Annotated in this window: 13 protein-coding genes; 1 reads left to right on the forward strand and 12 read right to left on the reverse strand. The window is 71.1% G+C overall.

The features are described from left to right. Positions 1-91 precede the first annotated feature (91 nt). The 12 genes from G3I78_RS05250 to G3I78_RS05305 form a co-directional block, all read right to left on the reverse strand. Entirely contained in the window at positions 92-1021 is a 930-nt protein-coding gene (locus G3I78_RS05250; RefSeq protein ID WP_164421598.1) for a glutaminase, read from the reverse strand. 255 nt (positions 1022-1276) lie between these two features. Continuing rightward, positions 1277-2689 carry an aspartate ammonia-lyase gene (aspA, locus tag G3I78_RS05255; RefSeq protein WP_164421599.1) on the reverse strand — a complete coding sequence of 471 codons (1413 nt, stop codon included), beginning with the start codon at positions 2687-2689 and terminating at the stop codon, positions 1277-1279. A 139-nt stretch (positions 2690-2828) separates the two neighbouring features. Continuing rightward, complete coding sequence (locus G3I78_RS05260; protein WP_164421600.1) at positions 2829-3845, reverse strand: asparaginase; 1017 nt, start codon at positions 3843-3845, stop codon at positions 2829-2831. A 131-nt stretch (positions 3846-3976) separates the two neighbouring features. Then, on the reverse strand, positions 3977-5431 hold the full coding sequence (locus tag G3I78_RS05265) for an amino acid permease (RefSeq protein WP_164421601.1): 1455 nt from the start codon (positions 5429-5431) through the stop codon (positions 3977-3979). After that, complete coding sequence (locus G3I78_RS05270) at positions 5428-6165, reverse strand: FadR/GntR family transcriptional regulator (RefSeq protein ID WP_164421602.1); 738 nt, start codon at positions 6163-6165, stop codon at positions 5428-5430. The genes G3I78_RS05265 and G3I78_RS05270 overlap by 4 nt, the downstream gene beginning before the upstream one ends. Positions 6166-6259: 94 nt before the next feature. Next, the gene (locus G3I78_RS05275; protein ID WP_164421603.1) at positions 6260-7096 is read right to left on the reverse strand and encodes an undecaprenyl-diphosphate phosphatase; all 837 of its coding nucleotides are present in this window, start codon (positions 7094-7096) and stop codon (positions 6260-6262) included. 73 nt (positions 7097-7169) lie between these two features. Then, the gene (gene crcB / locus G3I78_RS05280) at positions 7170-7544 is read right to left on the reverse strand and encodes a fluoride efflux transporter CrcB (RefSeq protein ID WP_164421604.1); all 375 of its coding nucleotides are present in this window, start codon (positions 7542-7544) and stop codon (positions 7170-7172) included. Positions 7545-7553: 9 nt separating this feature from the next. Next, positions 7554-7934, reverse strand: a complete 381-nt coding sequence (locus tag G3I78_RS05285) for a DUF190 domain-containing protein (protein ID WP_164421605.1) — start codon at positions 7932-7934, stop codon at positions 7554-7556. Further along, the gene (gene crcB / locus G3I78_RS05290; RefSeq protein WP_164421606.1) at positions 7931-8386 is read right to left on the reverse strand and encodes a fluoride efflux transporter CrcB; all 456 of its coding nucleotides are present in this window, start codon (positions 8384-8386) and stop codon (positions 7931-7933) included. The genes G3I78_RS05285 and crcB (G3I78_RS05290) overlap by 4 nt, the downstream gene beginning before the upstream one ends. A 167-nt stretch (positions 8387-8553) precedes the next feature. Further along, a complete protein-coding gene (locus tag G3I78_RS05295; protein WP_164421607.1) occupies positions 8554-9516 on the reverse strand; it encodes an SMP-30/gluconolactonase/LRE family protein in 963 nt (320 codons plus the stop codon). A 24-nt stretch (positions 9517-9540) separates the two neighbouring features. Then, positions 9541-9828 carry a helix-turn-helix domain-containing protein gene (locus tag G3I78_RS05300; protein ID WP_164421608.1) on the reverse strand — a complete coding sequence of 96 codons (288 nt, stop codon included), beginning with the start codon at positions 9826-9828 and terminating at the stop codon, positions 9541-9543. Between the two features lie 187 nt (positions 9829-10015). Next, on the reverse strand, positions 10016-12037 hold the full coding sequence (locus G3I78_RS05305; RefSeq protein ID WP_164421609.1) for a beta-galactosidase: 2022 nt from the start codon (positions 12035-12037) through the stop codon (positions 10016-10018). Between the two features lie 219 nt (positions 12038-12256). Here G3I78_RS05305 and G3I78_RS05310 point away from each other — a divergent pair, with 219 nt between their 5' ends. Next, positions 12257-13288 carry a LacI family DNA-binding transcriptional regulator gene (locus tag G3I78_RS05310; protein ID WP_164421610.1) on the forward strand — a complete coding sequence of 344 codons (1032 nt, stop codon included), beginning with the start codon at positions 12257-12259 and terminating at the stop codon, positions 13286-13288. Positions 13289-13460 lie beyond the last annotated feature (172 nt).

The raw sequence follows: 13460 nt of genomic DNA on the forward strand, positions 1-13460 counted from the left end.
GCGGGCGGGTACGGCGTGGCGTACGGTTCCCCGTGCCCGTGGTGGTGGTCGTCGGGTCGGGTCGGGTCGCGGCCGGTGTCCGTCAGGACCTTCAGAACACCGAGACGCCCGTCAGCGTGGTGAAGCGGTCCAGGGCCGCCACCCCCGCCACCGAGTTCCCGCGCTCGTCCAGCCCCGGACTCCACACGCACAGCGTGCAGCGGCCCGGGACCACCGCGACGATGCCGCCGCCCACCCCGCTCTTGCCGGGGAGACCCACCCGGTACGCGAAGTCGCCCGCCGCGTCGTACGTGCCGCAGGTCAGCATGATCGCGTTGATCTGCTTGGCCTGGCTGCGGCTGAGGAGCCGGGTGCCGTCGGCGCGGATGCCGTGGCGGGCCAGGAAGGTGGTGGCGAGGGCCAGGTCGGCGCAGGACGCCCTGATGGAGCACTGCCGGAAGTACTGGTCGAGCAGGGCCGGGATGGCGTTGTCGATGTTGCCGTAGGCGGCCATGAAGTGGGCGAGGGCGGCGTTGCGGTCGCCGTGGGCGGACTCGGAGGCGGCCACCTCGGCGTCAAAGTCGAGGGCCGGGTTTCCGCTCTCCTCGCGGAGGAACGTGAGGAGTTCGCCCGCCGCGTCCCCGGTACGGGTCTGGAGGCGGTCGGTGACGACGAGGGCGCCCGCGTTGATGAACGGGTTGCGCGGGATGCCGTTCTCGTACTCCAGCTGCACCAGGGAGTTGAAGGGGTTGCCGGAGGGTTCGCGGCCCACGTGCTCCCAGAGTTCGTCGCCCTCGCGGGCCAGGTCGAGGGCGAGGGTGAAGACCTTGGTGAGGGACTGCGTCGAGAAGGGCTCGCGCCAGTCCCCCACGCCGTACACCGTGCCGTCCAGCTCCGCGACGGCCATGCCGAAGCTGCGCGGGTCGCAGGCGGCGAGGGCCGGGATGTAGTCGGCGGCCCGGCCCCGGCTCGGGGTGCGTTCGATCTCCTCGGCGATGCGCTCCAGGACCGGCTGGAAGGCTAGCGACGACGTCGTTGTCATGATCACTATTGTGCCTCCGGGCCGGTTCTGGTGCGGGTCGCCGTGGGCGGGGGGCGGGCGGGGCGGGTGTGGTCGGGTCTGTTGCGGGCCGGGCCGGTGTTGGGCCGGGCCGGGCTGGGTCGGTGTTGGGCCGGGCCGGGCCGGTGCGTGACAGCCCCGTGCGGGCGCGCCGGTGTCCGTGGCCCGGATCGCCGGGGTGTTGGTAGCCCGGGGACAGGTGGCCCGGGTATCAGCCGCCCGGGCCGTAACCGTCCGTCAGGCCAAGGGTGACCCGCTGCCCGCAAGGACTTCGGGCCGCAGCAGGTCGGCGAGGGTCTCCGCCGGCAACAGGCCCTTCTCCAGGACGAGTTCCGCCACGCCACGGCCCGTGACGAGAGCCTCCTTGGCTATGTCCGTCGCGGCCGTGTAGCCGATGTGCGGGTTGAGGGCGGTGACCAGGCCGATGGAGTTCTCGACCGTCCGGCGCAGCGCCTCGGTGTTGGCGGTGATGCCGTCCACGCAGCGTTCGGCGAGGGTGACGCAGGCGGCGTCCAGGTGGGTGATCGACTCCGACAGGGAGTGCAGGATGATCGGCTCGAAGGCGTTGAGCTGGAGCTGTCCGGCCTCCGCGGCCATCGTGATGGCGACGTCGTTGCCGATCACCTCGAAGGCGACCTGGTTGACGACCTCGGGGATCACCGGGTTGACCTTGCCCGGCATGATCGACGAACCGGCCTGCACGGGCGGCAGGTTGATCTCGCCGAGACCGGCACGCGGTCCCGAGGACAGCAGACGCAAGTCGTTGCAGCTCTTGCTCAGCTTGACCGCGATCCGCTTGAGCACGCCGGACATCTGGACGAACGCGCCGCAGTCCTGGGTCGCCTCGACCAGGTTGGCGGCGGTGACCAGCGGCAGCCCGGTGATCTCGGCGAGGTGGCGGCGGGCCGACTCGGCGTACCCGGCCGGAGCATTGAGTCCGGTACCGATGGCCGTGGCGCCCAGGTTGATCTCATGGATCAACTCGACAGCCTCGTCAAGACGGCTGCGATCCTCGTCAATCATGACGGCATAGGCCGAGAACTCTTGACCGAGCGTCATGGGCACCGCGTCCTGCAACTGTGTACGGCCCATCTTGAGCACGTCACGGAACTCGACGGCCTTACGGGCGAACGAGTCCTGGAGTACGGCCATCGCCTTGAGCAGTCCACGCACCGCGAAGACCGTCGCGATCTTGACGGCGGTCGGGTAGACGTCGTTGGTCGACTGGCCGAGGTTGACGTCCTCGTTGGGGTGCAGGAAGGAGTACTGCCCCTTCCCGTGCCCCGGCAGCTCCAGCGCCCGGTTGGCGATGACCTCGTTGGCGTTCATGTTGGTGGAGGTGCCGGCCCCGCCCTGGATCACGTCCACCACGAACTGGTCGTGCAGCTTCCCGTCCCGGATCTCCCGGCATGCCTCGACGATCGCGGCGGCCTTGCGGGGCTCCAGCAGCCCCAGCTCCTCGTTGGCGAGCGCGGCGGCCTCCTTGACGGCGGCGAGGGCGTCGATCAGGTGGGGGTAGGCGGAGATCGGGGTGCCGGTGATGGGGAAGTTCTCGGTGGCGCGCAGGGTGTGCACACCCCAGTAGGCGTCGGCGGGTACGTCCCGATCGCCCAGCAGGTCGTGCTCGCTGCGGTGAGCTACGGCGGTCATGAGGGAGCGGTTCCTTCTTTCGGGAGGGGCTCGGGTGAGTGCTTTCGGGGGCACGGGGCCGGCACATCAGCGGCTGCGACGCGGGGCGCGACGAGCCACTACGGACGCGCCCCCGCAGAACGACGTGGAGGCCGAGCTCTCAGGCGCAGGCAGACACCGAGACGGGGTCCAGCGAACGAACGGGCCGCACGGACCCGACCTCCATGCCGCCCCCGAGCAGCGCCTCCCCCTGGAACTCCGTGAGCAGATCCGCCGAGACCCCGGCACGGGCGAGCGCCGCCGCGGTCACCGGGATCCGCGCCCGGTTCGCCCCGTCGGAGATCTTCACGGCGACGGCCCGCCCGTCGGGAAGGGCCGCGACCTGGACCCCCTCGAACCCGTCCTTGGCCAGCAGCCCCGGCACCGCCTTCATCAGCGCGGCCACGTCCCGCCCCGCCCCGGACGCCATCTCCGGGTGCGCACGCATGGCGTCGGCGACCCGGGCCTCGGGCGTACCGGGGGCCGCGGACGTGATCCGCGCGGCGGCCCGGGCGAGCCCGTGCAGCGAGACGGAGAACAGCGGTGCCCCGCATCCGTCGACGGTCACCCGGGCGATCCGCTGCCCGGTCAGGTCCTCGACGATCTCGGCGATGGCCTGCTGGAGCGGGTGCGCGGGGTCGAGGTAGCCGTCGAGGGGCCAGTCGTTGAGCGCGCACGTGTACAGCATCGCCGCGTGCTTCCCGGAGCAGTTCTGCGCGAGCCGCGAGGGTCCGCGCCCCTCCCGGATCCACGTGTCCCGGACGGCCGGGTCGTACGGCATGTCGGGCACGTTGCGCAGGGCGTCCTCGGGGACGCCCGCCAGCTCCAGGATGCGGCGCGCTCCGGCGAGGTGGCGTTCCTCTCCGGAGTGGCTGGCCGCGGTGAGGGAGAGCAGCTCGCCGTCGAGCGGCAGCCCGGCCCGGACCATGGCGACGGCCTGGACCGGCTTGAGCGCGGAGCGCGGGTAGAACGCCGCCTCGATGTCGCCGAGCTGGAACCGGACGTCCCCGTCGTGGTCGAGGACGACGACGGAGCCGTAGTGGATGCCCTCGATCAGCCCGCCGCGGACGACGTGGGCGACGGGGGCGTGGAGGGGTTCACGAACAAGGGGTGCGTCCGCGACGGAACTGCTGAGCATCACTGCCTGCTTCTCGGGAGGCGCCGCGCGGGTCGCGCGTCGGCGCCGGTGGATGGGGGGGGTTCTGGGTCGTCGCGGGGGCACTCACGCGTGGACGCAGGCGGGATCGGCCCCGGCGTCCACGCGCGGGCTCACGCGCCGACGTCGGTGGACTCGGTTCCGGCGGAGGCCCGGGCGACCCGGCCGCGGACGGCGAACCAGCCGGCGACCAGGGCTCCGACGATCAGCGGGAGGCACAGCACGGTGGTGCGGCCGGCGCCGCCGTCGGCGTACATGAGGACCAGGACGGAGGCGAGGAAGGCCAGCGTCACGAGTTCGGTCCAGGGGGATCCCGGCAGCCGGTAGCCGGGGCGGGTGAGGTCGCCCTTCTCGGTCTTCTGCCAGAAGAGCAGGTGACAGACCATGATCATGCCCCAGGTGGCGAGGATGCCGATGGCGGCGAAGTTCAGCACGATCTCGAACGCGTCGGCGGGGACGACGAAGTTGAGGCCGACGCCCAGGACACAGATGGCGCTGGTGAGCAGGATGCCGCCGTACGGGACCTGGCTGCGGCTCATCACCGAGGTGAACTTCGGGGCCGAGCCGGACATGGCCATGGAGCGCAGGATGCGGCCGGTGGAGTACAGGCCGGAGTTGAGCGAGGACATGGCCGCGGTGAGGACGACGAGGTTCATCACGCCGCCCGCCGCCGGGATGCCGATGTTGGACAGGACGGTCACGAAGGGGCTCTCGCCCGACGTGTACTTGTTCCAGGGCAGCAGCATCGAGAGCAGCAGCACGGAGCCGACGTAGAACAGGCCGACGCGCCACATGATCGAGTTGATCGCCTTCGGCATGATCTTCTCGGGGTTCTCGGTCTCGCCGGCGGCGACGCCGACCAGTTCGACGGAGGCGTAGGCGAAGACGACGCCCTGGATGATCAGCAGCATGGGCAGCAGGCCGTTGGGGAAGACGCCGCCGTTATCGGTGATCAGGGACGGGCCGGGGGTGGTGCCAGCGACGTCGTGCTGGGTGACCAGCAGGAAGATGCCGATGCACATGAAGATGACCAGCGCGCTGACCTTGACGATCGCGAACCAGAACTCGAGCTCGCCGAAGATCTTCACGGAGATCAAGTTGACGGTCAATACGACCGCGAGGGCGATCAATGCGATCAACCATTGAGGGATGTCGGAGAACATGCCCCAGTAGTGCGTGTAGGTGGCCACCGCGGTGATGTCGGCGATGCCGGTGGTCGCCCAGTTGAGGAAGTACATCCAGCCCGCGGTGTAGGCGCCCTTCTCCCCCATGAACTCCCGGGCGTACGAGACGAAGGCGCCGGAGGAGGGCCGGTACAGGACGAGTTCGCCGAGCGCGCGGACCACGAGGAAGGCGAAGACACCGCAGACCGCGTAGGCGATGAACAGGGAGGGGCCGGCGTCGGCGAGGCGGCCGCCGGCACCGAGGAAGAGGCCGGTGCCGATCGCGCCGCCGATGGCGATCATGTTGACGTGTCGTGACTTGAGGGACTTGCTGTACCCCTCGTCTCCGGCGTCGACATGGCCGGAACGTTTCTGCACCTCGTCGTGCAGGCTCTGCTCGCTCACGCCTGGGGTTCGCTTTCCGTGGAGGTGTCCGACTCCGCGCGCGGGGAGCGCACGATGTCGGTGAGGGTGGTCTCGACGCGGTCGAGGTGGTGGGACATGGCCTCCACCGCGTCGTGCTCGGAACCGTCGATCAGCGCCTCGACGATCGCGCGGTGCTCGCGGTTGGACTGCTCCCGGCGGCCGCCCAGTTCGTTGAGGAAGGCCGACTGACGCGCCAGCGCGTCCCGGATCTCCTCGATGACCCGGCGGAAGACCGGGTTCTGGGCGGCCTCGGCCACGGCGAGGTGGAAGAGGGTGTCCATCGCGACCCACGCGGTGGTGTCGGTCTCCTTCTCCATCCGGTCCAGGATGTGGGCCAGGTGGTCGAGGTTCTCCGGGCTGCGGCGCCGGGCCGCGTACCCGGCGACCGGGATCTCGACGTGGCGGCGGACCTCCAGGAGGTCGCTGGCCGCGTAGTCGCCGAAGGTGGGGTCCTCGACGGTACTGGCCACGACGAAGGTGCCCTTGCCGGTCTTGGAGACGGTCAGGCCCATGGTCTGCAGGGCCCTGAGGGCCTCCCGCAGGACGGGCCGGCTGACCTCGAGGGTGCGGCAGAGCTCCGCCTCGGAGGGGAGCTTGTCGCCGATGGCGTACTCCCCGCGCTCGATGGCGCCACGCAGATGCGCCAGCACCGCCTCCATGGCGCTGACGCGCCGCGGTGGCTGACTGGCTGTCCGGCTGTCTGACAGGTTCACGGGGGTGATACTCCGGGCGGCGGGAGGGTGCTGTCAAGGGGGCGGTTTCCGCGGGGGTGCGAGACGTGAGCCGCCTCGCACCCTCCCCGGCGGTTCAGCCGGCGAGCGTGCCCGTGGCCAGCAGGCCGAAGAGCAGCAGGCCCACGACGATCCGGTAGACCACGAAGGCGTTGAAGGAGTGCTTGGCGACGAACTTCAGCAGCCAGGCGATGGAGGCGTAGGCCACCACGAAGGAGACGGCCGTGCCGACGGCCAGCGGAGCCGCGCCCACGCCCGCGCCGAGGGCGTCCTTGAGCTCGTAGATGCCGGCGCCGGTGAGGGCGGGGATGCCGAGGAAGAAGGAGAGGCGGGTGGCGGCGACCCGGTCCAGGTCGAGGATCAGGGCCGTGGACATGGTGGCGCCGGAGCGGGAGAAGCCGGGGAAGAGCAGGGCGAGGATCTGCGAGCTGCCGACCAGCATGGCGTCCTTGAACGAGGTGTCGTCCTCACCGCGCTTGTGCCGGCCCATCTGGTCCGCCGCCCACATCACACCGCTGCCGACGATCAGCGAGCCCGCGACCACCCACAGGGAGGCGAGCGGCCCCTCGATGAGCGGCTTGGCGGCGAGGCCGACGATGACGATCGGGACGGTCGCCGCGATCACCCACCACGCGAACTTGTAGTCGTGGTGGTAGCGCTCCTCCTTGTTGACCAGCCCCCTCCCCCACGCGGAGACGATCCGCACGATGTCCTTGAAGAAGTACACGAGCACGGCGGCGATCGCGCCGACCTGGATGACGGCCGAGAACCCGACGACGGCGTCGTCGTCGACGGGGATGTGCATCAGCCCCTCGACGATCTTCAGATGGCCGGTGGAGGAGACGGGCAGGAACTCGGTCACCCCCTCGACGGCTCCGAGGACGACGGCCTGACCGACGCTGATGACGCTCATGGGATCCAGTTCTTCTCAGGGGAAGGCAGGTGCGGAGGGCACAGTCTTACTACACGCGGACTAGCGCCCGGACCTACGCCCACAGCGCCTGCGCGAGCGCCACCCCCACGAACGCCGCCCCGAGACCGGCCACCACGCTCGCGGCCACGTTGACGGCGGCGTAGAAGCGCGCCCCGGTCTCGGTCAGCCGGAGGGTCTCGTAGGAGAAGGTCGAGTACGTCGTCAGGGCCCCGCACAGCCCGGTTCCCAGAAGCAGCTGGAGGTGGGATCCGGCGGCTCCCGCGGCCGCCGCGCCGGTCAGCGTGCCGAGGATCAGACAGCCGCTGATGTTGACCAGGAAGGTGCCCCAGGGGAAGACGGAGTCGTGCCGCGACTGCACCGCGCGGTCGGTGAGATAGCGCAGCGGGGCACCGACCACGGCACCCGCTACGACCAGCAGCCAGTTCACAACGACTTCTTACCCTTCCATGCCCGGTTTGTCCGGTGTTCGGTCCGGGGCGGCATCGCGGCCGACGTACCGGATGACCTCGCACTCGTCGAGGGTCACCAGCCCCTCGGTGACGAGTTCGTCGAGCTGCGGCAGGAACTCCCGTACGCGTGCCTCGGTGTCGACGATGACGACGGCCACCGGCAGGTCCTCGCTCAGGGAGAGCAGCCGGGAGGTGTGGATGAGGGAGGAGGCGCCGAAGCCCTCGATGCCCCGGAAGACGCTGGCGCCGGCGAGTCCGGCGGCGTGCGCGCGGTGCACGATCTCGGTGTAGAGGGGCTTGTGGTGCCAGGAGTCGTTCTCGCCGATGTGGACGGTGACGCGCAGGGCGCTGCCGGTCAGCCTCGTCATGGCTGCCTCCGCTTCAGGACGCGGCGGGCGGCCGTCGAGGCGAGCCACACCGCGGTGAGGGCCGCGAGCAGGGTCGCGGCGAGATAGGCCAGGCCCGTGGCCGGGTGGCCGTGGTCGACGAGTCGCTGGATGTCGACGGCGTAGGTGGAGAAGGTGGTGAAGCCGCCGAGCACGCCGGTGCCGAAGAAGGGGCGGACCAGGCGGTGGGCGGGCCGTACCTCGGTGATGACGACCATGAACACGCCGATGACCGCGCAGCCGACGACGTTGGTCCAGAAGGTCGCCCAGGGGAACTGGCCCGGTGGTGCGGGCCAGTGGAGGGCGAGGGCGTAGCGGGCCGTGGCGCCGAGGGCGCCGCCGAGTGCCACCACCGCGAGCACCGGCGCCTGGCCCTGCCGGACGGACCGGCGCGGGGCTCTCGCCGGGGCGTGGAGGCTCTCCGGGGCTGTCATGGTCGTGTCTCTCCTACTCGCCGGGGCCCAGGCATGCGGGCGCGCTCCATCGCAAGTAGGGACCGTTGGCGGCGCCTTCGCCGCGGTTCGGGTACGGCGGGCCCCACCGCCGCGCCGCGAGGGTGATCGCGATCGATGACCAGGGTAACGCCGGTGCCGTACCGGGGTCACTTCGCGGCGGGCGGCTCGCACAGCGCGATGCCGCGCTCCCAGATGCTGCCGAGGACCAGGTGGCCCGCGGCCTCGCAGACGCTGGTGACCATGCGGAAGCGGGAGCGGTGCCGGGTCATGTGGTGGACGGTCCGGCCGTCGTCGTCGACGGCAAGGGCGCCGATGAAGCCGGTGGGGCGGTAGGGGGCGCGTACGGCGGCCCGGGCGGCGGCCCTGCGGACCGGTGGGGCGGCGCGGTGCAGCAGGTCGAGCGGGGGCACCCGGGGACCCGCGAGGGAGACCCAGACGGGTCCGTCGGGTCCGGCGCGCCAGATGTTGTCGGGCATGCCGGGCAGGTTCTCGGCGAGGGGCTCGGTGCGGCCGGCCCGCGGGCCGTCGAGCCAGTACCGGGTGAGCCGGTACGCCCCGGTCTCGGCGACGACCAGGAAGGATTCGTCGGCGCTCGCGGCGAGGCCGTTGGCGAACTGGAGCCCCTCCAGAAGGACTTCGGGGTCCTCGTCGCCGGGTGCCAGGCGCAGGAGGCGGCCGGTCCCGGTGTGCTCGACGATGTCCCCGAGCCACTGGTCGAGCGGGTAACGGCGGCTGGAGACGGTGAAGTACACGCTGCCGTCGGACAGTGCGACGACGTTGCTGGTGAACCGCAGCCGCTCCCCCGCCACTTGGTCGGCGATGACGCGTACGGTGCCGTCTGCGAGGTCGACGCCGAGCAGTCCGCGTTCGGCGTCGCACACCAACAGGCCGCCGTCCGGGAGGAGTTCGAGGCCCAGTGGCCTGCCGCCGGTGTCGGCGAGCGTCTCGACACGGGCCGCGAGGGGTTCGGTGAGACCGTCGATCCGCAGGATGCGGCCGTCCTCCACTCCGGTCAGGACCCGGCCGCGGGCGTCGGCGACGACGTCCTCGGGGCCGTGGCCGCCGATCGCGATGTGGTGACGTGCGGTCAGTGCGGTGGGACGGTCCATGGGATGCCCTTCCGGTGCGGGTCGCTACCAGCCCTTCTCGAACATGCGCGCCACCTCGGCGATGCGCATCTCGTCCCGACGGTAGTACGTGCGCCAGCGGATTCTCTTGGTGCGCACCAGGCCGATGTCGACGAGCAGACCGAGGTGGGTCTCCGCGACCGAGCGGGGCACTCCGAGCTTGTCGGCGACGGCGCCGGCGGTGACGCCGTCCTCGACGGGATCGGCGTGCCGTTGGGGCGGGAAGTGCGCGGCCGGGTCCTTCAGCCACTCCAGGATGTCCAGGCGCCTCTGGCCGGTCGGAATCCTCAGCATCTCGTCGCCTCCGCCCCTCCTTGTGAGCATCCGCGTACCGCGTGTGCCCACTGTCCCGCAGCCGGAGGCGTCCTGTCCCGCAGTCACCGAGCTTGTCCGAGATCGAACTCCGGGACGGCGAGGGGAGGTTGCGAGTCATGGCCCCTCCGCCCGCGGCTCGTGGTCTCGCGGGCGGAGGGGAGTCGGTTCAGCCGTCGAGTCGTACGACCCGCACGGCGCCCGCGGGGACGGCGAGACCGCCCGCCGCACGCTCACCGGTGAGCAGTTCGGTGCCGTCCGCCTCCAGGGCCACCTTGGCCTCGGCCGCGGTGTGGTTGACCACGAAGACGTAGGAACCGGCCTCTCCGTTGCGTCGGACGACCTCGACGTCGTGGGGCAGGTCGGCGCGCGCGGGCAGCCGGGCGTCCTCGGCGGCCCAGCCGAGCAGCGCGTCGAGACCGTGGGCGGCGAGTCGGGTGGAGACGTACCAGGCGGTGCCCTGGCCGAGGCGGTGCCGGGTGACGGCGGGGTGCCCGGCGGTGAGGCCGTCGGCGTACGTCCACACGGTCTCGGCACCGCGCGGTACCACGAACTCGGTCCACACGTCACCGGTGAGTTCGGAGCCGTCCGGCCCGGTGATGCGCACCAGCTGGTCCGGCAGCAGCGGCGAGAACTCCTCGACGGTCAGGCCGAGTACGTCCCGCAGCGCGCCCGGGTAAGCGCCCTCGTGGACGGCGTCGTGCTCGTCGACGATGCCGGAGAAGTACGACACCACCAGGGTGCCGCCGTTCTCGACGTACTCCCTGAGGTTGTTCCCGGCCGCCTCGGTCATCAGGTAGAGGGCCGGTACGACGACAAGGGGATAGGCCGACAAGTCGGCTTCCGGGTGGGCGAAGTCGACCGTGAGGTGGCGGTCGTAGAGGGCCTCGTAGAAGGAGTCGGCGCGCTCGCGGGCGTCGTGGTCGACGCTGGGCCGCCAGTCGAGGGTCTGCGCCCACCAGGAGTGCCAGTCCCACAGGACGGCCACGTCGGCCTGCGTACGGGTACCGCGGATCGTGCTCAACGAGTCGAGGGCGGCGCCCAGTTCGACGACCTCGCGCCACACGCGTGTGTCGGTGCCGCCGTGCGGGACCATCGCCGAGTGGAACTTCTCGGCGCCGCGCCGGGACTGCCGCCACTGGAAGAACATGGCGCCCTCGGAGCCGCGGGCCACGTGCGCGAGGGAGTTGCGGGCCATCTGGCCGGGTGCCTTCGCGGGGTTGCGGTCCTGCCAGTTGACGCCCGAGGTGGAGTGCTCCAGCAGGATCCAGGGAGCGCCGCCCGCGACCGAGCGGGTGAGGTCGGCGGCCATCGCGAGGTTGACGTGGGTGCGGCGGCCGTCGGTGATCAGGTAGTGGTCGTTGGTGACGATGTCGACCTCGCGGCCCCAGGCCCAGTAGTCGACGGAGTCGCACTGGCTGAGCGCGGTCATGAAGTTGGTCGTCACCGGGATGCCCGGGGAGAGCCGGTGCAGGATGTCCCGCTCCGACACGAAGTTCTCGCGCATGGTGGCGTCGGCGAAGCGCTTGTAGTCCAGCGCCTGGCCGGGATTGCCGACGGTGGCCGGGGTGCGCGCCGGGTCGATCTGGTCGAGGCTCGTGTAGTGCTGGCCCCAGAAGGCGGTGCCCCAGGCCTTGTTGACGCCCTCGACACCGCCGTACGCCGTCTCCAGCCAGCGGCGGAAGTGCGCGGCGCAGGAGTCGCAGTAGCAGGCGGAGACGGGGACGCCGTACTCGTTGTGCACGTGCCACATCGCGAGGGCCGGGTGGCCGGCGTAGCGCTCGGCGAGCCGGGTGGTGATGTTCGCGGCGGCCGCCCGGTAGGCGCTGTTGCTGTGGCAGATGGCGCCGCGCGAGCCGAACGCGAGCCGGTTGCCGTCGGCCGTGACGGGCAGCGCGTCGGGGTGCGCGCGGTAGAACCAGGCGGGCGGGACGACCGTGGGCGTGCCGAGGTCGACGCGGACGCCGTTCTCGTGCAGCAGGTCGATGATCCGGTCCAGCCAGCCGAAGTCGTACACGCCCGGTTCCGGTTCGAGCAGCGCCCAGGAGAAGATCCCTACGCTGACCATGGTGACCCCGGCCTCGCGCATCAGCCGGACATCCTCGTCCCAGACGCTCTCGGGCCACTGCTCCGGGTTGTAGTCCCCGCCGAAGGCGAGCCTGGTGAGGCCCCTGGGGGTGGTCTCCGGCATGGGTCTCTCCCGTTTCGAATGGTTGGAAACGTGCCCGATTGATTGGGAACGTGCACACACGACTCCAGACGCGTACGGCCCAAGATAACCGCACATCAGTGGCGCTTGCCAAGGGCTTGACGGCACTCGTCTCTGTGCACGATCCCAGAGTCGAGGCATCGCGCGCGGCCGTCGTGCCGTCCCGGGCACCCGCTTCCCGCCCTCGGGGGCCTTAGAGTCTTGACCATGAACAATGCGGGGGGCCGGCGCAAACCGCCGACGATCCACGACGTGGCCCGCGAGGCCGGGGTCTCACGGGGCACCGTCTCGCGCGTGCTCAACGGCGGACACTACGTCAGCCCTCCCGCCCTGGAGGCGGTCAACGCCGCCATCCGCAAGACGGGTTACGTCGTCAACCGGCACGCCCGCTCGCTCATCACCGGACGCTCCGACTCGGTCGGCTTCCTGCTCACCGAGCCGCAGGAGCGGTTCTTCGAGGACCCCAACTTCAACGTCCTGCTGCGCGGCTGCACCCAGGCGCTGGCCGCCCACGACATCCCGCTGCTGCTGATGCTGGCCGGGACCGAGGACGAGCGGCGCCGGATCAAGCGGTTCATCACGGCGGGCCACCTCGACGGCGTGCTCCTGGTGACCAGCCACTCCGCCGACCCGGTCGCCGAGGAACTGCACAAGGCGGGCGTGCCCGTCGTCCAGTGCGGCAAGCCCATGAGGTCCGGCTCGAAGGTGAGTTACGTGGCCGCGGACGACCGGGACGGCGCCCGTGACATGGTCCGTCATCTGCTGTCGGTGGGCCGCCGCCGTATCGGCATCGTGACCGGCCCGCTGGACTCGCCCGGCGGTGTCGACCGTCTCGCCGGCTACAAGGAGGTCCTCGCGGAGGCGGGCGTCGAGGTCGACGAGCGGCTCGTGGCCTCCGGTGACTACAGCCGGGGCAGCGGCGAGGCCGCCACCGAGCGGCTGCTGGCCCGGGCCCCGGACATGGACGCGGTGTTCGTCACCTCCGACCTCATGGCCCTGGGCGCCCTCACGGCACTGCGCCGGGCGGGCCGCCGGGTCCCCGAGGACGTGTCCGTGGGCGGCTTCGACGACTCCATCGCGGCGACGGAGGCCACTCCTGCGCTCACCACCATCCGCCAGCCCTACGACCGCATCAGCGCCGAGATGGTGCGGGTGCTGCTGGCCCAGCTCGGCGGCGAGGACGCGGCGGCGGTGATCCTGCCGACGGAGCTGGTGCGGCGGGAGTCGGCCTGAGGCGGTCTCCTCGGCAGCCGGGCCGGTGAGCACGGCCGTACGGACCCCTCAGCGCCGGAACGCCACCACGACAAGCCGTCCCGGCACCCTCGCGACCGGCGACCGCGACCGGTCAGGATCGGAGAAGCGCCCCTCCCCTCCCCCGGCCTAGCGTGGAACCACCGACGAAAAC

Origin of the sequence: Streptomyces sp. SID13726, from assembly GCF_010548375.1 — a bacterium.
Lineage (GTDB): Bacteria > Actinomycetota > Actinomycetes > Streptomycetales > Streptomycetaceae > Streptomyces.